Source organism: Streptomyces sp. CA-106110 (assembly GCF_050936285.1).
Lineage (GTDB): Bacteria > Actinomycetota > Actinomycetes > Streptomycetales > Streptomycetaceae > Streptomyces.
Genome location: NZ_JBNJNB010000001.1, coordinates 11810512 through 11829933 on the forward strand (window position 1 = coordinate 11810512; position 19422 = coordinate 11829933).

The 19422-nt window shown below is 68.7% G+C and carries 15 protein-coding genes and 3 pseudogenes; 5 read left to right on the forward strand and 13 right to left on the reverse strand.

All coding sequences use genetic code 11. The features are described from left to right. Positions 1–48 precede the first annotated feature (48 nt). Positions 49–1323, forward strand: a complete 1275-nt coding sequence (locus tag ACQEXA_RS54715) for an IS701 family transposase (protein ID WP_433133873.1) — start codon at positions 49–51, stop codon at positions 1321–1323. Positions 1324–1943: 620 nt separating this feature from the next. Continuing rightward, positions 1944–3164 (forward strand): RNA-guided endonuclease InsQ/TnpB family protein, encoded by a 1221-nt coding sequence (locus tag ACQEXA_RS54720; RefSeq protein WP_433133875.1) that lies wholly within the window; start codon positions 1944–1946, stop codon positions 3162–3164. Positions 3165–4334: 1170 nt separating this feature from the next. Here ACQEXA_RS54720 and rbsK read toward each other — a convergent pair. The 7 genes and pseudogenes from rbsK to ACQEXA_RS54755 all read right to left on the reverse strand — a co-directional run. Next, positions 4335–5495: a ribokinase gene (gene rbsK, locus ACQEXA_RS54725; RefSeq protein ID WP_433133877.1), complete on the reverse strand. Its 1161-nt coding sequence runs from the start codon at positions 5493–5495 to the stop codon at positions 4335–4337. A 48-nt stretch (positions 5496–5543) separates the two neighbouring features. After that, the gene (locus tag ACQEXA_RS54730) at positions 5544–7142 is read right to left on the reverse strand and encodes an ABC transporter permease (RefSeq protein ID WP_432921153.1); all 1599 of its coding nucleotides are present in this window, start codon (positions 7140–7142) and stop codon (positions 5544–5546) included. Continuing rightward, positions 7139–7951, reverse strand: a complete 813-nt coding sequence (locus ACQEXA_RS54735) for an ABC transporter ATP-binding protein (protein WP_432921150.1) — start codon at positions 7949–7951, stop codon at positions 7139–7141. Before ACQEXA_RS54735 ends, ACQEXA_RS54730 begins: the two co-directional genes overlap by 4 nt. Then, positions 7948–8526: a hypothetical protein gene (locus ACQEXA_RS54740; protein WP_432921148.1), complete on the reverse strand. Its 579-nt coding sequence runs from the start codon at positions 8524–8526 to the stop codon at positions 7948–7950. Before ACQEXA_RS54740 ends, ACQEXA_RS54735 begins: the two co-directional genes overlap by 4 nt. A gap of 47 nt (positions 8527–8573) precedes the next feature. After that, positions 8574–9614, reverse strand: a complete 1041-nt coding sequence (locus tag ACQEXA_RS54745; RefSeq protein ID WP_432921145.1) for an ABC transporter substrate-binding protein — start codon at positions 9612–9614, stop codon at positions 8574–8576. Between the two features lie 808 nt (positions 9615–10422). Continuing rightward, positions 10423–10784 (reverse strand): annotated as a pseudogene (locus tag ACQEXA_RS54750) (SMI1/KNR4 family protein); the annotation flags it as partial. A gap of 254 nt (positions 10785–11038) precedes the next feature. Beyond that, positions 11039–12031 (reverse strand): annotated as a pseudogene (locus ACQEXA_RS54755) (SMI1/KNR4 family protein); the annotation flags it as partial. 296 nt (positions 12032–12327) lie between these two features. On the opposite strand from ACQEXA_RS54755, the gene ACQEXA_RS54760 reads away from it, so the two are divergent. Further along, entirely contained in the window at positions 12328–12858 is a 531-nt protein-coding gene (locus tag ACQEXA_RS54760; protein ID WP_432921139.1) for a PAS domain-containing protein, read from the forward strand. Here ACQEXA_RS54760 and ACQEXA_RS54765 read toward each other — a convergent pair. The 5 genes from ACQEXA_RS54765 to ACQEXA_RS54785 all read right to left on the reverse strand — a co-directional run bounded on the left by ACQEXA_RS54765 (position 12767) and on the right by ACQEXA_RS54785 (position 16837). Further along, a complete protein-coding gene (locus ACQEXA_RS54765; RefSeq protein ID WP_432921136.1) occupies positions 12767–13972 on the reverse strand; it encodes a flavin-containing monooxygenase in 1206 nt (401 codons plus the stop codon). The genes ACQEXA_RS54760 and ACQEXA_RS54765 overlap by 92 nt on opposite strands. Beyond that, a complete protein-coding gene (locus ACQEXA_RS54770) occupies positions 13962–14690 on the reverse strand; it encodes a CE1759 family FMN reductase (RefSeq protein ID WP_432921133.1) in 729 nt (242 codons plus the stop codon). The genes ACQEXA_RS54765 and ACQEXA_RS54770 overlap by 11 nt, the downstream gene beginning before the upstream one ends. Then, positions 14687–15169 carry a MarR family winged helix-turn-helix transcriptional regulator gene (locus ACQEXA_RS54775; RefSeq protein WP_432921130.1) on the reverse strand — a complete coding sequence of 161 codons (483 nt, stop codon included), beginning with the start codon at positions 15167–15169 and terminating at the stop codon, positions 14687–14689. The genes ACQEXA_RS54770 and ACQEXA_RS54775 overlap by 4 nt, the downstream gene beginning before the upstream one ends. Then, a complete protein-coding gene (locus ACQEXA_RS54780) occupies positions 15169–16356 on the reverse strand; it encodes a CE1758 family FMN-dependent luciferase-like monooxygenase (protein WP_432921127.1) in 1188 nt (395 codons plus the stop codon). The genes ACQEXA_RS54775 and ACQEXA_RS54780 overlap by 1 nt, the downstream gene beginning before the upstream one ends. Before the next feature lie 76 nt (positions 16357–16432). Further along, positions 16433–16837 carry a transposase gene (locus ACQEXA_RS54785; RefSeq protein ID WP_433134807.1) on the reverse strand — a complete coding sequence of 135 codons (405 nt, stop codon included), beginning with the start codon at positions 16835–16837 and terminating at the stop codon, positions 16433–16435. Here ACQEXA_RS54785 and ACQEXA_RS54790 point away from each other — a divergent pair. Continuing rightward, a complete protein-coding gene (locus tag ACQEXA_RS54790; protein WP_432938752.1) occupies positions 16724–17479 on the forward strand; it encodes an IS110 family transposase in 756 nt (251 codons plus the stop codon). The two genes, ACQEXA_RS54785 and ACQEXA_RS54790, sit on opposite strands and share 114 nt — an antisense overlap. 9 nt (positions 17480–17488) lie before the next feature. Next, positions 17489–17917, forward strand: a complete 429-nt coding sequence (locus ACQEXA_RS54795; protein WP_432921124.1) for a hypothetical protein — start codon at positions 17489–17491, stop codon at positions 17915–17917. A 77-nt stretch (positions 17918–17994) separates the two neighbouring features. Here ACQEXA_RS54795 and ACQEXA_RS54800 read toward each other — a convergent pair. Then, a pseudogene (locus ACQEXA_RS54800) lies at positions 17995–19247 on the reverse strand (IS3 family transposase). Between the last annotated feature and the right edge of the window lie 175 nt (positions 19248–19422).

Consider the following 19422-nt stretch of genomic DNA (forward strand, 5'->3'; position numbering starts at 1 on the left):
GGTCGGGGTCGTAGTTCGTCGATCTCGTAGGGCGGGTAACTGGCGTGTATGCAGGTCGAGTTGCTGGACGTTGTGGGCGCGGTGTCGGACCGGGAGTGGGCGGAGGAGTGGGCCGGGCAGTTGGATGACCTGCTGTTGGAGGTCGGCCGGTTCTTCCCCCGGGTGGACGTGCGGTGTCGGGCTGCGGCGTGTGTGCGGGGCTTGTTGGGGCCGGTCTCGCGGAAGAACGGCTGGCAGTTGGCGGAGTACGCCGGCGACGGTGCGCCGTGGAATCAGCAGCATCTGCTGGACCGTGCGCGTTGGGACGTGGAGGGGATGCGGGACTTTACGCGGCGTCACGTGGTCGCGGCGCTGGCGGATGATGGGGAGGGCGCGGGGCCGGGCGGGGCGGGAGTGCTGGTGGTGGACGAGACCGGGTTCGCCAAGCGCGGCACGGCTTCGGCGGGGGTGGCCAGGCAGTATTCCGGGGCGCTGGGGGGTGTCTTCCCCTGCCAGGTCGGGGTGATGGCCGCGTGGGCGACCGGAGCCGGTCAGGCGTTGATCGACCGGGAGTTGTACCTGCCGAAGGAGTGGACAGGCGACCCGGCGCGCTGCCGGGCCGCGCACGTGCCCGAGGACCGCGCTTTCATGACCAAGCCGCGGCTGGCCGAGGCGATGATCGAGCGGGCGCTGCCCGACCTGCCCCAGGGCGAAGGAGCAGTGTGGGTAGCGGCGGACGAGGTCTACGGGCGAGAAAAGGCCTTCCGCTCCTTCCTCGAGGAACATCACTTGCCCTACGTGGTAGCGGTCCAGGCGAACACGCCGGTACTGGCACGCCCGGGATGGAGGCATGCGGGACGGCTGGTGGAGCGCGTCGCCCAGGAGGAGGACTGGGTTCAGCTACCAGCCGGGCCCTCCCAGCTGGACACCCGCGTCTGGCAGTGGTGGGCACGCCGGATCATCGACCCGGGCGAGCCGGTCGGCGACGAGGCCTGGGCACGATGGATCATCGCGCGCCGCCGCCCCGAGGAACCAGCCAAGCGCGACTACTACCTGGGCTGGGGACCACCCGGGACAGCGATGGAAGACCTGGTGCTGGTCCCGGGAGCACGCTGGCGGGTGGAAGAAGCGATCAAGCTGGCGAAATCCGCCTGCGGACTGGCCGACTACGAGGTCCGCTCCTACCACGGCTGGTACCGGCACATCACCCTCGCCCAGCTCGCCGCCGCCTTCCTGGCCGGCTGCGACGCCCAAGCCGCCCGGGAACAGGGCCCACTGGCCTCCACCCGCTTCGGCCAAGACCAGCCCACACTGACCGGCGACCAGAGAGGGGGACCACGATGACCCCACCGGCACCCCGGCCCCCGTCCGCTTCACGGCCTTCGAGATCCAACGCCTGATCATCCTGCTCGCCCCGCAACCCGACCGGGCCGAGCGTATCCGGCACGGCCTGGCCTGGTCCGCCTACCGCCGCCTGCACCAGACCGTCGCCCGCGCCTGCCACCGCCGCACCCGCGCACGACGACGCATGGATCGGTCCGCATCTCACGCGACGTCAGAAGTACCACAAGGACCATGATCTACAACTGAAGGGTCCGTAACGCCGACAACCAACGCCTACGGACACGCTGCGTCACCACCCGCCGAGCCCGCGGACACCTCCGCACCGCTCAACTTTGAAGACCCCCTTTGATACTGCGCATAGACGGAGTATCCGTCGCACTGGGTGTCGGAGACCCGGAAGTCGAAGTAATAGTGGTTCGGCCCAGTCCGGAAGAAATTCACCGGCTTTCTCCGAGGATGCCCCGGCCTTCAGGCCGGGGAGGAATCGGACTCCTGCGGAGCAGGGCAGGGACAGCCGGATCGCCGTCAGGGCGATCCGGCGTCCACCCCGCACGGCCGTGATGCCGCCCACAACGGTCAAGAACTCTCAACTGTCAGTCCTCCCAGGTAGGTTCGGATGCATGACGACAGAAGCGACCACGAAGGACACCGGGCATGCCCGGTACACCTTCCGTGTACGCCTGTCGAAGACAGCCCGGCGCGCACTCGAAGCCGAGTGGGATCGCTGCCGCTGGATCTGGAACGAATGCGTGGCCAAGTCCCGGCAGGCCCACGCGCAGAGCAGAGCGGGCGGCGAGAAGCTGACGTGTGGTCCGGCGCAGCTGGACAGGATGCTGACCGACGCCCGCGGGGTGACAGCGTGGCTGGCTGAGGGCGCGAGCGTGCCGCAGCAGCAGGTGATCCGGGACTTCGCCAGGTCGCGGGCGAAGGCGCTGAAGGACATCAAGGACGGGCTTGCGCAGCACCGCCGGGCGGGGATGCCCCGCTTCAAGCGCAAGCGGGAGGCCAGGCCGAGCCTGAACTACACCCGGCGCGGTTTCCGCCTCAAGGAGGGCCGTCTGCACCTTGCGGGCCAGATCGTGCTGAGCGTGGTGTGGTCGCGGGCTCTTCCGGCCGACCCGTCGAGCGTGCGCGTGTACCAGGACACGCTCGGGCACTGGTACGCCTCCTTCGTCGCCCCGGCCCAGGTCGAGCCGCTTGTGGAGACCGGCCACGTCCTGGGCGTGGACTGGGGTGTGAAGGAGACCGCGACCACCACGGATGACGCCTACGACCTTCCGCATGCCGAACACGGCAAGCGGTCCGCTCAGCGGCTCGCGAAGTACCAGCGGATGATGGCCCGGCGCCGGCGACCGAAAGGACAGCGTGCATCCACCGGCTACCGGAAGGCGCAGGCACAGGCAGCGAAGCTGCACAGGAAGATCGCGCGGCAGCGGGAGGACACCGGCCGCAAGTGGGCCAAGGCCGTCATGCGCGATCATGACGGAGTGGCGGTGGAGGACTTCCGCCCGAAGTTCCTCGCGAAGACCACCATGGCCCGCAAGGCGGCCGACGCGGCCATCGCGGCGACGAAGCGTGCCCTGGTCGAGATGGGCCGCAAGCACGCACGGGACGTCCGTCTGGTGCACCCGGCGCACACCACGATGGACTGCGCAACGTGCGGGGCGAGAACCAAGCACGCACTCCCTCTCTCGATGAGAACGTATGCCTGCACCGTGTGCGGAGCCGTGTCCCCCAGGGACAAGAACTCCGCCCGCGTGATGCTGGTCCGGGCAGGTTGGAACCCGGACGGTGCCGAGGGCGTAAGACCACCTGAGCCGCTGGCTCCGGTGGCAGCCTGAGCCGTACATCCCCGCTCAACCCTGGAGGGTGGAGAATCCCCTCCCTTCAGGGAGGGGAGCCTTCAAACGACCCGCTTCGGCCTGACGGTCATAGACCGAAGCCTGTCCCGTAGCGGATGCCGGTGTCACAGCGGCAACCGAGGCGATGGCAGCGGCAATCACTGTTATACCTGCACGTCCCAACCTGCGTAGATGCACCGCCGATGTCCTTTGCTGTGGCGAAGGGAGGCCCATACAACGCCAACGTCTCGTGGTTGAACCGGACACCACAAGAGTCAATTCGGTCAATAAGTGAAGACTTGCGCCTATTGGGGTGGGGCCGGCTCGTGTGCCAGCTGCAGGTCAGGCGGCCCAGCTCGCAGCGGGCCCGCACTGACGCGGGCGCCCACGCTGCTGCAGGTGCGCGTCGAGGCCGAGTACGCCAGGATGGCTCGCTCGTCGTTCACTCCGGCGCATCAGGCATGCAGACACAGGCCAAAGCCCGGCCGGCTCGGGCCACTTCCTCACTGGTCTTCCGTCTGCGCGCCGGCGCCGCCGGGTTGTCCGCCCGTGTCCTATCGAGCGGTGCGGTTGCCGGCCGAGATGATTCGGTTCCGGCCGGGGAAAGCCGGCCGTCGTCTCCGGCCGTTGTGCCCGTGAGGAGTTCGACCATGAAGCCCCGGAGGGGTCGCCGGCGGTCGAAGACCTGCCGCTGGACCAGCTTTCGACGGCCTCGTCCGTGACGGCGAGCGCATCTGGCTGTCCGGGTGCGGCCCATGTGCTGTGGCTTCGGGGCCAGATGCTGTCCTTCGGGCAGCTCACTGTGTCCCTGTCCTGCCGTGGGGGCAGTACGGTCGAGACCTGTGCGATGCGGGCCTGCGTGAAGAAGTCCGCGGCGACAATGCGCGGGGAGTGCGGCGCTCTGGCGCGTACCGCATCTCGATCTCGGCGCGCAGCAGGACCTGCCTCGTTGGTCTGCTTCGGCAGGAGCACGTCTGTTACTGCCGCCTGGGGTTGGGGCAGCGTCGAGCGGATCGAGGAAGCGTGGCAGGTTTTGGGTGAGGGCCGGGGTCCGTCTGCTTCGTGCCGGGTGGGGTGGGTGGGTCGGCGTCGGTGTCGACGAGTTGGCCGGTGTGGCGGTCTCGGGTTTGACGGGGCCGGGTTGCCTGGTGGGTGTTGTGTTGGTGCGCCTTACGGGGTGGCTTCTTCCAGGTCGGTTACGGAATCGGCGGTGGCGAGCAGGGCGTGGACTGCGGCCAGGTCGGGGAGTGAGGGGCTTGCTCCGGGGCGGGTGGTGGCCAGGGCTCCGGCGGCCATGGCGCGTTGGAGGGCGGTGTCGGTGTCCAGGCCGGCGGCGAGGGCTGCGCCGAGTGCGCCGGTGAAGGCGTCGCCGGCCGCGGTGGTGTCGACGGGGGTGACGGGGAAAGCGGGGTGGTGTCGGACTGCGTGTGCGGTGACGGAGATGGCCCCGGCTGCGCCGAGGGTGATCAGTGCGTGGCGTACGCCTCGGTCGAGGAACCAGTGGGCGGCTTGTTCGGCGGTGTGGGGGCCGTCCACGGTGATGCCGGTCAGGGCGGTGGCCTCGCTCTCGTTGGGGGTGACGATGTCCACGTGCGCCCAGATGTCGTCGGGCAGCGGCTGTGCGGGTGCCGGGTCGAGGACGACGGTGTACCCGGCGTCGGTCCCGGCCTGGGCGGCGTGGCGGGTGACCTCGGCGGGGACCTCCAGTTGGAGCAGCATGACGCGCGTGTGATTGCGGGTTTTGGCGATGCTGGCGTCGACCATGTCGGGTGTGAGGGCGGTGTTGGCCAGTGGCGTGATGACGATGTCGTTCTCACCGGAGGCGTCGACGCGGATGTGGGCGACACCGGTGCGGTCGGGGACGGTGCGGATCTCGGACGTCTGTACCCCGTGTGCGCGCAGGCCCTCCAGTGCGAGGTCGCGGAAGAGGTCCTGTCCGACGCAGCCGACCATCCAGGTGGGTGCGCCCGCCCGGGCGGCGGCGACCGCCTGGTTGGCCCCCTTGCCGCCGAGGACGAGGGTGACGTCGTCCCCCAGCACCGTTTCGCCGGGTTGGGGCAGCCGCCGGCTGAACGCGGTGACGTCCGCGGTGATGCTGCCGACGACGAGAACACCGGTCCGGGGCATCGCGGTCCTCCTGCTGTTGTGGGCATGAGCGGGGGCACGGCCACGTGGCTGTGCCCTGCGCAGTTGTGCTGGTGCCTTGGTGTGGTGGGGCCTGGTCGGATCCCGTCCGGTCCCGGTCCCGGTCCCGGTGCCGGTGCCGGTGCCGGTGCCGGTGCCGGGCTGGTGCCGTGGCGCCCGGGTGGCGGGCTGGTTCGGGTCCGGCATTCCATGACGGTAAGGCCGGTACGGGGCTGCTTTGTTGGTGGTTTCGGGTTATGTTCCGGCGACGGCGAATCGTCTGGTGATGGGCCGTTCCAGTGCGCTGATGGCCGTGTAGAAGAGCACGGACACGACCACGATCATGACGGATTCCGTCCACAGTGCATCGAAACGCGATCCTGCGTAGTCCTGGACGATCATCGAGCCGATGCCCTGCCCTGTTGCCAGCCATTCGGCCAGGGTCGCTCCGGCGAGTGCGCCGGGGACGGCGGTGCGGGCGGAGGCGAAGAAGGCTGGGAGGGCGTAGAGGATGCGTACCTTGCGGGTGGCCAGGGCGTTTGACCCGCCCAGTGAGCGGACGACGTCTGTGGCCAGGGCGGGGGCGGAGCGGAGCCCGACGACGACGTTGATGAGGGTGGGAAAGAACGTCACGATCGAGACGATGACGGTTACCCCGGTCAGTCCCCGTCCGAAGACGAGCGCCAGCAGGGGTGTCATCGCGACCAGCGGTACGGATCGCAGGGCGATCGCGACTGGCATGACGGCGCGTTCGAAGGTTTTGGAGGTGACGATGAGCAGGGCGGTGAGCGACGCTGCCAGGGTTCCGAACAGGTATCCCGCTCCGGCGTCGGTCAGGGTGATCTTCAGTCCGCTCCACAGTGACGCCCGGTTTTCGGATGCCTCGGGGCTGGAGGTGATGAACCGCAGCACGTCCAGGGGTGTCTTGGCGAAGTAGGCGTTGAGGTCGAATGCGGCGATCAGCGCGTACCAGCAGGCGATCACGATGGCGATGGATCCGGCGACGCCGAGGACGGGGATCGTCACCGCGGCCCACATCCGGCGAGGGGGTGGGGGCGGTTGGGAGACGGTCACGAGGGTGACGTCGTGGGCGGCCCACGGTGTCATGAGGCGTCCGATGACTCCGAAGACCAGGTATGCGAGACCGGCGAGGGCTGACATGACCAGTGCCACGGCCCAGGTCCGTGGCACCTGGAAGGAGGACTGGGCCTGGACGAGCATGACGCCGAGGCCTTGGCTTGCCCCGAGGTACTCACCGATGATCGCGCCGAGCAGTGCCGCGGGCGCCGCGATCCTGAGTGCTCCGAACAGGCTCGGCAGCATGGCGAAGAAGCGGATCTTGAACATTGCCTGCCACTGGCTGCCGCCCAGGGACCGCACGACCTGCAGTGAGGCGGGGTCGGCGGAACGTAGTCCGAGTACCACCGCGATCAGGGTGGTGAAGAACACCGACAGCGCGGCCAGTGTCTGCTTGGGCGCGTCTCCCGGGAGCACGACGACCAGGATCGGGGCGATGGCGACCAGCGGGACGCAGAAACTGGCTACCGCGATCCGCAGCAGCAGACGCTCGACCCAGGGCACTTGGACGAACACGACGCCCAGTGCGAGTGCGGCGCCGTTGCCGACCAGGAACCCGACGCCGGCCACCGACAGCGTCGAGGAGACGTTGGGTCCGTAGACCGGCAGGTCGTCCAGGAAGGCATGGATGACGGCCCACGGTGTGGGCACCACCCGCAGGCCGGTGAAGGAGACGGCCAGCAGCGTCCACAGCGCCACGATCACGGCGGCGGGCGCCAGCCGCAGCAGCGCGGACCTAAGGCCTGCCACCGTGACGGGTTGGGGGGCCCCGGTCATCGCGGCTCCCGCGTGGACTCGCCGTACAGGCCGGCCGAGAGGTGGTCGCACAGCTCGTGGAAGCGCGGCGAGCGCATGATGTCCGCAGTGCGCGGGCGCTCGAGTTCGATGTCGAGTACCTCGACGACGCGACCGGGCCGGGCCGCCATCAGCACGACCCGGTCGGCGAGGAAGACGGCCTCGTTGATGGAGTGGGTGACCAGCAGCGTGGTGATGGCCCGTTCCTGCCAGATACGCTGAAGCTCCAGGTTGAGCCTGTGCCGGGTGACCTCGTCGAGGGCACCGAACGGCTCGTCGAGCATGAGGACGTCGGGTTCGAGGGCCAATGCCCGTGCCAGTGCGACGCGTTGGCGCATCCCGCCGGACAGTTGAGCTGGGCGGGCCTTCTCGAAGCCCTTCAGGCCGACGAGTGAGATCAGGTCGGCGATGGCCGCCTTGTCGGTGGGCCGGCCCGCGACCTCGTAGGCCATGGCGATGTTCGCGCTCACGTTGCGCCAGGGCAGCAGGGCGGCGTCCTGGAAGGCGACCCCGATGCGGTGCTGTCTGCGCACCGCGTCCGGAGCGCTGCCGTCCAGGGTTGCGGCTCCGCTGGTGGGGCCATCGAGCCCGGCGAATATCTTGAGCAGGGTCGACTTCCCGCACCCCGAGGGCCCAAGGAGTGCGGTGAACTCGCCGTGTCGGGTGGCGAGGTCGACGTTGGAGAGGGCGACCACTTCGCCCTGCTTGGTGGCGAACGTTCGGCCCAGGCCCTCGGCCACGAGGCCGCGCCGGGTGCCGGTGGTGCCCTGGCTTGGGACGGCGGTGGTCATGCCTGCCACTTTCCGGAGGCGAGCAGCTCCTTGATACGGTCGAGGTACTGGTGATCGCGGTTGGGGAGTTCGTTCTCGACATGGGAGTGAGTGGTCCAGAAGTCCTGGACCGTGCGGCCCATCTCCTGGCCCCGCCGTGTGTGGACGTCCAGGGCCCAGTCGGGGAAATCGGGGCGCTTGCCTGCGTTGACGTCGTGGACGGTGAGGTTGGCCAACTCGTCGGTGGTGCGGTCCTTGGTGCGTCCGGTGAGGAAGCGGACGGCGTGGACGGCGAAGAGCCATCGGTCGCCGAAGCTGCGGTCCAGGCGCTGGTGCATCTGGTAGAGCGAGTTGATCACGATCGGCTCCTGGAAGCTGCCGTCGCCGGTGTCCTCGCAGCTGATCACCGACAACCGCATCCACAGGTGTTCTTCGAGCTCGGCACTGGTCTCGTACATCTCCCGTGCGACCAGCAGTGCGTTGTCGAGCAGCCCGCGCCGGATCGACTTCTGCAGCGCGGCGATCAGTTCATCGGCGGGGAACCCGTGCACGCTGGTGACGCGGGTCCACGGGTCTTTCGAGTGGTGAGCAGGCATGACTCGGCTTTCGTTGTGATGGGGCGGAGGGTGAGCGCGGCCGGGCGTCAGTCGACTGGCTTGGCGTCCGCGATGAGCGAGGTGTCGAAGAGCTGGTCCGCGGTGATGCGGATGCCCAGCAGGTTCAGGGTGGCGATGTTGGCCTTCACGGTGGCATCGCTGATCGAGAGGAGGCCGTTGCGCTTGGTCTCGTCGCTCTGAACCAGGTCGAGGTAGGTCTTGGCGCCGAGTTTTTGCTGCGTGAGGTCGAGGTGCTGGTTCTTGCCGTACTTGTCCACGACGAGTTGTGTGGCGGCGTCGGTGTTGTCCAGAGCCTTGCGCCAGCCCTGGGCAAGAGCGGAGATGATCTTGACGACGGTGGCCCTCTTGGTGGGGTCGGCCAGGGTCTTGTCGCTCACCACGAGGGCGTCGGCGACGACGTTGTAGCCGTAGTCGCTCAACGGGAAGACCTTGGTCTTCACGCCCTGGGAGGCCAGCGTGATCGGCTGGTTGTTGAGGAACGACGTGAAGGCGTCGCACTGGCCCGTCACCAGCGGTGACGGGTCGAAGTCCGCAGTGACGAACTTGACCTTGGCCAAATCGATCTTGTTGGCCTTCAGGACCGTCTTCATCGTCTCCAGGCCGCTGGTCTGAATGCACAGCCGCTTGCCCTCAAGATCCTTGAGGGTGTTGACGGGAGCTTTGGCAAGCGACATGACGCTGGTCGGGTTGGTCTGCAGGGTGGCTGCCACGATCTTGATCGGCGCCCCCGCGATGATCGCCTTGGCCGCAATGTCGGCCGAGGTGAGCCCCACCAGGGCCTTGCCGCTCACGACCAGCGGCTCCACGGTGACGCTCGGCCCGCCCGGCGCGACCGCGACGTTGACTTTCTTGTCCTTGAAGTAGCCCGAATCCAGGGCCGTGTACGGCCCCATGTTCTCGACGTTGGCAATCCACCCCAATTGCAGCGTCGCGTCCTTGGAGCCGGCAGCGGCGGACGAGTCGCCCCCGCAACCGGACAGGAGACTGACAGAGGCGACGGCAACCACCGAGGCGAGAACGCGGATGCACCGCGTACGGGCGTGACGGGACAGACGACGTGAAAGCATGATATGTCCTCATGGCGACAAGCCGGCGTCGTTGAGACGCCAGTGACGAATCCATGCCGACCCCACTGCCGTCCAGTCACGGACGGGCGCATGACTGCAACAGTGACGTCGAGCGCAGCACACGGAAACCTGAAGAAACAGGCCCGAAAAAGGAGGTGTGCTAAAACCGCCTCGAAGGCCAGATGGGCACGAGGACGGTGCGGCTACCGATTCAGATCAGACCCGCGGGCGCACGTGAGTTGGAACGCCGCCACGTTTCACCGAGGAGCCAAGGGCTGACGCTAAGCATCGCAGGCCTCCTCGATTCATCGCTCCACGACAGCGCCCGACGCGCTGCCGGGGGAAACAGTAAGCATTCCCGCCCGCTGCGCGCCATCCCCTCCAGGCACCAATTTAGAGAAATGCACGGCGCTTGCCCGGCAGGAGCGAACCTTGGCGACGCCATCCGTTGCCGAGACCGTACTCAGGTCTCAACATTCCGGGCATTGCGGCCCGGAAGGTCCGTCACATCACCACAGCGGGAGGCTTCGGCTTGAGTACGGTCTCTCGTTTCTGTCTGCCGCCGGTGCGGCAGGGCTGCGCCACCTGCCCGCCCTGCCCGTCCTGTCCGCGCCGGGTGACGGGGACGGGGACGGGTGGTGAGGGTCTTCTGGTCGGCTCCACCAGGCTTCGGCGCTGACGCCCCCTGGTCTGCGGCCACTGTGGTACCCGTTACTGCCCTCCCCGCAAGAGCGGGGAGGTTGCGTGCTGCGTTCTCGTCCCAGTCTGTGACGAGTGGGCCTGCGACCTGGTGCTTGCCCCCTGCCGGCTAAGGCCTGGGGCCGAGGTTGCCTTCAAGGACCGTCTGGATGATTTGGGGCCGGTGCCAGAGGGCCAGGATTTCGATGGCCACGATGGGCAGGGGGTCGTGGTTGCCGTGCACATGGATGGCGGCGGCCGACAGGCTGCGCGGGACGGCTCCGGCGTCGAGGAGGACGCGCCATTCCTCCGGGCCGAGTTCCAGGAAGTCCAGTGTGGTGAGCTCGGCGATCTCCAGAGGATCGGCGAGCGTGCCGGGGTAGGCGGTAAGGGCCGCAGGCGGGGTAGCTCGGTGACCGGGGTGAGGCTGAGTGGCTCGGCGTCCCATACGCCGATGGACAGGACCTCCAAGCCGGGGTGTGCGGCGGCCTCGATGCTTGGCAGGCTCACCAGTTGGATGAGCGAACCGTAGTGAACCTGTGGCAGAATGCTACGCGCACGCCCGGCGCCCAGGCGACGTCGGGCACCCTCCTCGGTCGGGTCTTGCGGCGCGGTCGACCAGCGTCCGGAGGGACGTGCCACGCGGGCTGGCGGCTCCTGTCGTTCAGTACCAGGGCACGAAGGCGATTGGCTCCCAAGGCTGAGCAACACTCAGGCTCGCTAAGCCAATCAGAGACGCTTCGAATATTGACGCGGGCCACGGCCGGCGGCTGGTCCCCGCCAAAGCCGCCACGTCGCTTGCTGCGCTGGTTCATCACCAGGTTGGTGAGCGAGTCGGCGACCAGGCAGGCGCCGATGTTCTCCTCGTGGCTGAGGATGATGACCTGTCCGACGTGTCCGCGCGGGCCGGGTGTCAGATCGAGGGCCAGCCGGTCGCCACCGCCATTGTCCCCGAAGGCGATCCAGCCGGGTGAGCCAACCAGGCCCTGCACCGCGGCGTCGGGCGGGGTGACGACCGCTTCCATCGCCGCGAACTTCGAACGACAGTGGCGGGACGACGCGTCGGCGATGTACAGGTCGTCCAACGCGAAGAGCTCGCAGCCGACCGCCATGCATTCACGTTTTGCTGCCTGGTCGTCGTCGCCCCAGTCCTCCCACCGTGCCCGTGTCACCCGGTAGAGCACCTTGAGTTCCTCGGGCAGGGTGACGCCGAGGCGCGCTTCCGCAGCGGCGATCTCCGTCTCCGTCGCACCGATGGCGCCGGGCAACCGCTCACGGAGCGTCCGCTCCAGCAACGCCGGATCCGCCGAAGGGGCTGGCACCGCCCCAGGCACCGGGTCGGGAAGACAGAGCCAGGGCTGGGCAACGGCGCCCTCAACCAGGATGAGCGCCCCCGGGTGCGGGGTGCCGATGCCGGGCTCCACGGCCGGGCTGGGCCCGAGCAGGCGGAGTGCGGTCTTGCCGGCCGGCGATATCTCCGCTGTGAACGAGAGGTTGTCGACACCGGCGTCCGCGAGCGCGTGACGCACCCGCTCCACCGCCTCCATCTCGTCTCGCATGTCCTCGACCTGGGCGGCCCGACCGGGCGGGGGTAGCCGTCGCCGCAGGGGCAGACTCCAGCCCTGCTGGCCGATGCGTCCCGCCACGCGGATGGACGGGGCGGCCTGCTCCTTCGCACCGCTGTCCCGCAGAAGTCGCAGGACGGGCTCCCAGGTCGCGAAGTCGTGCACTGAGGGCAGGGGAGAATTCTGATCAACCATGCGCAGACCGTACGCGGGGCCACTGACACCGAAGGCAAGGAGTTGCCCGGCTCGTCGGCCTGGCCGGCACGAACGGCGCAAGTCGGCCGGATCGAGCCTGAGCGGCGCTCGTGGGGAAGGGCCGCGGACCGGGCGACTGGGCACCGTCATGACCGGGCAGAGCGGCCCCGGGTTCACCGCCGCGAACGTTGGTGCGCCTGCCCGCTCGTGACGGCAGTCCCGCAGGGCCGCACCGCACCGGTCGGCGCCGCTGCTCGCGCCGGGCCTGCCCTGTGATGAAGGAGAGCAGCCATGACCGATGCACCGCCCGCCCCACTCGGCCGTCGACGGCTGACGGCCCAACCGGGCCCTCCGGCGAGCTCCCGGCCTCCTACGCGCCCGATGTCGTTCACGAGGCAGTGGAAGCTGTGATCGTCGCGGATCGCAGTGGTGTCATCCGGAGATGGAACCCGAGTGCTGCCCGGATGTTCGGCTGCTCCGCCGAGGAAGCCGTGGGTCGGCCGGTGGACCTGATCGTTCCTCAGGAGCTACGCGCGGCTCACTGGGGCGGATACCGGCACGCCGTCTTTCGGGGCGTGCTGGCCGAGCCGGGCGACCTCGCGGCGGCACCGGCGGTGCACAGGGACGGCACGCGCCTGTCCGTCGAGTTCCACGCCACGCTCCTGCACGATGACCGCGGGCAGGTATACGGTGTGGCCGCCGTCCTGCGGGACGTCACCGCTGGAACTCTGGTACTTCGCTGGACGTGCCCGTCGCGCCGGCGAGGGACGGTGCGGTGGTCTTCCACTGCCGTAGCAGGCTGTTGACCGCCTGGCGGCCGGCGCGGTTGGAGCCGACGGTGGACTGGGATGGTCCGAAGCCGACCAGGTGCACGCGTGGTTCGTCGGCGACTTGGGTGCCGCGCATGGTGATCCCGCCGAGTTCGTTGCGCAGCCTGAGGGGTTCCAGGTGCGCCAGGGCGGCTTTGAATCCCGTGGCCCACAGGATGGCGTCGAGGGCTGTGAAGGAACCGTCTGCCTCGCGGACGCCGTCGGGTTCGATGGCGGTGAACATGGGACGACGCCGCAGTGCCCCGCGTTCCTTTGCCGCCAGCGCGTAGGAAGTCCAGGCCAGGTGGGTGTAGGAGACGACGCTGCCGGTGGGCCTGCCCGCTTCGACGTCGGCGGCGACCTTGGCGACGATCTCACGGCCGGCGACCTCGCGCTCGAACTGGCCCTCGCGGAAGATGGGTTCGCGACGCGTGTACCAGAACGTGGTGGCCACCCGTGAGATCTCCTCCAGTTGCTGCAGTGCCGAGATGCCGCCGCCGACGACGGCGACCCGCAGGCCGGCGAACCGGTCGGCCGAGACGTAGTCATGGGTGTGCACCTGGATGCCGGTGAAGGTCTCCTGCCCCGGGTAGTGGGGTCGGACGGGGTTGGTCCAGGTGCCGGTGGCGTTGATGACCGCCCGGGTGGTCCACGTCCCCGCGCTGGACTCCACCACCAGCTCTCCGTCGGGCCGGTCGTCCACGGTCCGTACGGAGGTGACGGTCACCGGACGCAGGATCGGCAGGTCACTCGCCTGCTCGAAAGCGGCGAAATAGCGCGGCAGCGCCATGCGACTGGGCTCGTCGGGGTCGACGGGTGGTTGCGGGAAGTCGGGCAGGTCGAAGATGCCGTTCACGGTCCCCATCCGCAGCGACTCCCAGCGGTGCTGCCACGCCCCGCCGGCCGCCGGTTCGGCATCGAGTACCACGAAGGTCCCCTCGTTGCCGGGGCCGTGTGGGCCGGTCAGGGCGCTGGCGAAGCCGCGCCGCTTGAGGTGGTAGCCGGCCGAGAGCCCCGACTGTCCGCCTCCTATGACCACCACCGTCGCGCGTCGGCCTGCTCGCGCGTATTGCGCCTGTCCCCTTTCCGGGGCGGGTGCGTCAACGTACATCGGTCCGGTCACCATCGTGAGGGCGTGCGCTTGCGCCGGTGGCGAGTCGCATGAGGTCGGTGGTGAAGTCGACGTCGTCCAGGGACCGCTCGGCCCGTGTGGCGTTGCCGCCGAACTGGTGGTCGTAGCCACTCCAGTTGCTGTCGGCGATTTGCTGGCCGGCTCCGCTGTGCAGCATGACGGAGAGCTCGTGTGCGGCTCGGGTGATGCGTTTGCCGAGGTCGCTCGAGGCCCAGTCCTCGGGTGCGGCGTACAGGGAGGTGGGCACCGGGATGGTGCGCAGGAAAGCGAACAGCGGCCGGAGCTGGTCGTCGACGACCATGGCGTGTCGTGTGCTTTGGCCCGTCGCGGCGAGGACGACGGGTTTGGCGATGAGCAGGTCGTTGTCGATCAGGTCGGCGAACGACTTGAACAGGCCGCTGATCCCCGCCTTATAAACCGGTGTGGCGGCGATGACCGCGTCGGAGCGGGCGAGCAGCTCCATGGCCGACTGCATCTTCGGGCCCAGGATGCCGGAGACGATGCTCTGTGCGATGTCCGTGGCGAGAGGGGCGAGATCGAGCGAGCGCACGGTGGCTGTCGTGCCCGACGTCCCGAGGGCGTCGAGCGTCTTTTGGGCTATGCGGTCGGCGAGCAGCCGGGTGGAGGACGGATCGCTGACGCCGGCGTTGACGACGGCGACCGTCACCGAGGTCGCGGCGGGGGTGAGGTCGTTCATGTGGTGTCCCTCGCGGGTGCTTTCGTGTGGTGGGCGGCGGTGGCCGGGGCGGCGGCGAGAAGTGCGCGGCCCAGCTCGCGCAGCGTCTGCAGTTGTTCGCGAGTCAGAGCCCTCGTCATCGCAGTCGTGACGTGCCGGGCGTGTGCGCGGCCGAGGCGCCGTTGCACTTCACGGCCTTCGGCGGTGAGAACGATGCGGCAGGCGCGGGCGTCGTCGGGATCGGGCCGCCGTTCGACGAGCCCCCGCTTGTCCAGGCGGGCGACGAGGCGGGACACCCCTGCCTGGGTGAGCAGGGCGTCGTCGATCAGGTCGGTGATCCGCAAGCCGTCCTTCGCTCCGGCCAGCGCGTAGAGCACGCCGTACTCGCGTGGCGGGAAGCCACCCCAGTCGCCCTCGTACTCGAACTCGCGGGCGAGGGTCGCCTGGGCCCGGAACATCGCCTCCCAGGCCTCGTTCGCCAGTCGGCTGACGCCGCTCATCACAACGCCGCCGGGAAGCTGGCCTCGACGGCCGGGTCGCTGTCCTGGTACGGCGAGGTGCCCGACAGGTTGTCGCCTCGGTTCGGGTTCGGGCGCGGCTGACGCGGCTCGGCGTCGCCGTACTTCGCCTTGATGAGGGAAGCGTGCGTCGGGGCGTTGGGGACACCGGGCTTACGGCGGGCCGCCATCTCCTTGCGCAGCACCGGTACCACCTCGGTGCCCAGCAGTTCGACCTGCTCCAACGCCATGTCGAGGGGCAGGCCGAGGGCGTCGACGGAGAAGAGTTGGCGCTGGTAGTCCCCAAAGCCCTCCTGGAAGGTGAGGACCTTCTCGATCACTTCCTGCGGGCTGCCGACGGTCAGCGGCGTGCCCGCCATGTAGTCCTCCAGTTTCGAGCCGCGGAAGACCGGATAGTTCTCGAAGTAGGGCCGATAGGTGTTGACCGCGTCCTGGGAGCGCTTGGCGACGAACGCCTGGCCGCCCAGTCCGACGATGGCCTGCTCGGCGGTGCCGTGGCCGTAGTGTTCATACCGTCGCCGGTAGAGTTCGACGATCGGCTTGAAGTGGAAGTTCGGGGCCAGGATGTGGTTGGCGAAGAACCCGTTGCCGTAGTACGCCGCCTGTTCGGCGGTCTCCGGGCTGCGGATCGAGCCGTGCCACACGAACGGCGGGACGTCGTCCAGCGGGCGCGGGGTGGAGGTGAAGCCCTGCAGCGGGGTGCGGAACTGTCCTTCCCAGTCGACCACGTCCTCGCGCCACAGCCGGTGGAGCAGGTTGTAGTTCTCCAGGGCAAGGGGGACGCCCTGGCGGATGTCCTTGCCGAACCACGGATATACCGGCACGGTGTTCCCGCGGCCGAGCATCAGGTCCAGCCGCCCCTTGGCGACGTGCTGCACCATCGCGTAGTCCTCGGCGATCTTCACTGGGTCATTCGTCGTGATCAGGGTCACCGCGGTGCTCAGGATGACCCGCTCCGTCAGCGCCGCGATGTGGGCGAGCAGCGCCGGCGGCGAGGACATCACGAAGGGTGGATTGTGGTGCTCGCCCAGCGCGAAGACATCGAGGCCCACCTCGTCGGCCCGCTGGGCGATCTTGATCAGGTTGCTGATCCGCTCCGCCTCGCTCTGGGTGTGTCCCGTGGTCGGATCAGGCGAGATGTCACCGACCCCGAAGATTCCGAACTGCATGTTGCGCTCCCTGTTGATACATGACTTCGCATGCAAATCAACAACATGACTGGGCATGTATTCCCCTGGAGTCCGACTAGCGGCGCTGTGATCCCCGGCATAGCCCGTACGGCGACTCGGACGCCGACGGTGGCCACCTGGCGGGACGGCCCGGATCGGCAGCGCAGCGGCGACCGGGGGAGAGGGGCGACGGCGAGACGCACGAAGGCTCCGCACCCCGACGACGCGGCCTCGACCTGACCGCCCCGATGCGCAGTGGGCGCAGTTCTTCGCGCTCGGCCCTCGTCAGCTCTTCCGGCGCCCCCTGCCCAGGGTCGTTCGCGTCCTGTTTGACCCGGTTCCGCAGTCCTTCGGGGCTGACCTCGATCTGACGGGCCACCTCGGTGACGGTCTTTCCGAAGGAGCGCACGAGCGCGACCGCGTCCCGTGTGAACTTCTCCGTGTACCGCCTGCTGCGGTCGAGGTCACTTGGGTGATCGATCTTCCGGACGGCTGTGCCGGCGTGGTGATCACGTTGCTGGTCAGCCATGGGCAGCGGCCCCTCTACATCCTCGGCCGGGCCGTGAACCGTGCGTCGGGGAGCTACCGAGGCGAGGGCAAGACCGACGCGCGCAATGCGCTGATCATCGCCGACCAGGCGAGGGTGCCTCGGGACCTCAGCCCGCTCAGGGCCGCGGACGAGGCCATGGCAGAGCCGAAGCTCCTCACAGCTCGACGCACCGACCTGGTCTGCGACCACACCCGTGCCTCCAACTGCCTGCGCGGCCTGCTGACCGGCATCTTCCCCGCCCTCGAGCGTGAGCTGCACCTGGCCGCCATGGAACCGCTGATCCTGCTGACGGGCTACCAGACCCCCGGCGCGATTCGCCGACTCGGCGCCAGCCGCCTTCAGAAGTGGCTGCGCAGCCGCGGAGCCCGCTGGTCAGCCGTGCTTGCCTGCACCGCAGCGGGAGCCGCTGGCCGACAGCACACCCTCATGCACCGACCGCACCGCGACCACCCGATCAGGGCCCCCTTCGACCAGACAAGCCCGTTGATCGGTAAGCGGAGGCTTGGATACCCGGCGCCCGAGCAGTTGGCCACCGGAACCTCGGTCATTGCGGAGCGCCCCAGCACGGGGTAGTCCAAGGACATGACCGTCCTCGGAACCGGGATGCGCGCGGGCATCGTCGCCGGTGTGCTCAGTGGCGTGCCGTCGACGGTGCACGCCCTGGCCACGCGGCGCGATCCGCTGGCGGCGACCCGCGCGGCCGGATCGCTCCTGCTGCCGGACGAAGCACGCTCGTCGCGACTGCTCGCTGCCGCAATCCCCGTCCACTTCGGGCTCAGTGTGGGCTGGGGCGTGGCGCTCGCGGCCGTGCTGCCGCGGCGGGCGACCACCGCGTGGGGCGCGCTCGCCGGACTCGCCATCGCCGCGCTTGACCTGAGTGTGCCGGGCAGGCGTACCGTCCAGATCCGTGCGCTGCCACGGTGGCCGCAAGTGGCGGATCATCTCACCTACGGCGTGATCGCCGCGGCGGCGGTGGCCACCGCACACAACGAGGAACACGGGATCCTCTGACCAGGTAAAACGGCAAACGCTACCGGTGCGGCGCCGCACGTGGCATTGAGGCGTCCCCCGGCGTGTGGACACGGGGTTCATGCTGCGAGTGTGAGTTTACGTTCTTGCTGGTGCCGTTGTTCAAACTCGGCTGGCGAGAGGTAGTCGAGGGCACTGTGACGCCGTCGGGCGTTGTAGTAGGTGAGCCACTGGAAGATCTCCAGCCTCGCCTGACGCATCGTGGTGAACAGCCTCTGGTGCATCGTCTCCCTCTTGAGTCCCTGCCAGAACGACTCGGCGAGGGCGTTGTCGTAGCTCGAGCCGACCCGGCCCATGCTCCTGAGGATCCCGTGGCCGTCGCAGACCTGCGCGAACGCGGCCGATGTGTATTGCCCGGGCTCCCTGTCCGCGTGGAAGATCACCCCGTCCACGTGGCCGCCGCGGGTCGCCACCGCCATCGTCAGGGCGTCGATGACGAGTTCCGTGCGCATGTGAGTGGCCATCGACCAGCCGAGCACCCGGCGGGAGCAGATGTCGATGACGCAGGCGAGATACAGCCACGTCCCGCCGGCCTGCACGTATGTGATGTCGCCGCACCACTTCTCATCCAACTGCGCGGCGGAGAAGTCACGTTGGACGAGGTCCGGGGCCAGTGGTGCAAGCCGGTCGGGGACCGTGGTGCGCTTGCGGCGCCGTAGGTGCCGGCCCTCGATACCGTGCCGGCGCATCAGGCGCTCGACGCGCTTGCGGTTGACGGTGTGCCCGAAGCCCCGCAGCTCGGCGTGGACGCGGCGGACCCCGTATGTTCCCTTGTGCGCGGTGTGGACCTCGCGGATCTCCGCGACGAGCGCGTCCTCGGCGGCCTGCCTCTCGGCGCGGGCCTTCGCGCTGGCGAGCCACCGGTAATAGCCCGAGCGGGAGACCTCAAGGACCTGGCATATCCGCTGAACGCCGAAGGTCTCGGCGTGGGCGGAGACGAAGTCCCAGCATGGGGTATCCCCTGCTCGCAGAGCTTGGGGAGGGGTCTTCACTTCATCTCCTTTGCGAAATAGGCCGCCGCCCGGCGCAGGATCTCCCGCTCGAGTTCCCATTCCTTCTCGGCCTTGCGTAGCCGGCCGTTCTCCGCGCGCAGCCGGGCCAGTTCCTCCTCCCGGCTCTCCGAGTTCTACTCGCCGCGGCCGTGATCGCGGCCCGCGTGTTCGTCGGCCTGGCGCACCCAGCTCCGCAGGGTCTCGCCGGTCACCCCGACATCCGCCGCGACCGCCGCATACGTGCGCTTCCCGCCCGCCGCACGGTACAGCGCGACGGCATCGTTCCTGAAATCCACCGGATACGGAGACCTACGTCCCACCAGGACACCCTCCCTCGGATCTGCAAGATCCATTGTCAGAGTGTCCACACCACCGGGGTCACCTCAGTTCGGCCGAACCCCAGGTTGCGAGACATGGAAAAAGGCTTCAATGGCACCCAGCCTGGGATTGCCATGAAAAAGGCCCGTCCCCCCGTCGTGAGGGGCGGGCCGTACA

What these genes read in the sequence shown, in the direction of transcription:
- ACQEXA_RS54775 (WP_432921130.1), bottom strand. Translation starts at nt 15,169, where the DNA reads ATGAGCGGCGTCAGCCGACTGGCGAACGAGGCCTGGGAGGCGATGTTC.
- ACQEXA_RS54765 (WP_432921136.1), bottom strand. Translation starts at nt 13,972, where the DNA reads ATGTACGTTGACGCACCCGCCCCGGAAAGGGGACAGGCGCAATACGCG.
- ACQEXA_RS54730 (WP_432921153.1), bottom strand. Translation starts at nt 7,142, where the DNA reads ATGACCGGGGCCCCCCAACCCGTCACGGTGGCAGGCCTTAGGTCCGCG.
- ACQEXA_RS54780 (WP_432921127.1), bottom strand. Translation starts at nt 16,356, where the DNA reads ATGCAGTTCGGAATCTTCGGGGTCGGTGACATCTCGCCTGATCCGACC.
- ACQEXA_RS54760 (WP_432921139.1), top strand. Translation starts at nt 12,328, where the DNA reads ATGAAGGAGAGCAGCCATGACCGATGCACCGCCCGCCCCACTCGGCCG.
- rbsK (WP_433133877.1), bottom strand. Translation starts at nt 5,495, where the DNA reads ATGCCGGACCCGAACCAGCCCGCCACCCGGGCGCCACGGCACCAGCCC.
- ACQEXA_RS54740 (WP_432921148.1), bottom strand. Translation starts at nt 8,526, where the DNA reads ATGCCTGCTCACCACTCGAAAGACCCGTGGACCCGCGTCACCAGCGTG.
- ACQEXA_RS54770 (WP_432921133.1), bottom strand. Translation starts at nt 14,690, where the DNA reads ATGAACGACCTCACCCCCGCCGCGACCTCGGTGACGGTCGCCGTCGTC.
- ACQEXA_RS54720 (WP_433133875.1), top strand. Translation starts at nt 1,944, where the DNA reads ATGACGACAGAAGCGACCACGAAGGACACCGGGCATGCCCGGTACACC.
- ACQEXA_RS54735 (WP_432921150.1), bottom strand. Translation starts at nt 7,951, where the DNA reads ATGACCACCGCCGTCCCAAGCCAGGGCACCACCGGCACCCGGCGCGGC.
- ACQEXA_RS54745 (WP_432921145.1), bottom strand. Translation starts at nt 9,614, where the DNA reads ATGCTTTCACGTCGTCTGTCCCGTCACGCCCGTACGCGGTGCATCCGC.
- ACQEXA_RS54795 (WP_432921124.1), top strand. Translation starts at nt 17,489, where the DNA reads ATGACCGTCCTCGGAACCGGGATGCGCGCGGGCATCGTCGCCGGTGTG.
- ACQEXA_RS54715 (WP_433133873.1), top strand. Translation starts at nt 49, where the DNA reads ATGCAGGTCGAGTTGCTGGACGTTGTGGGCGCGGTGTCGGACCGGGAG.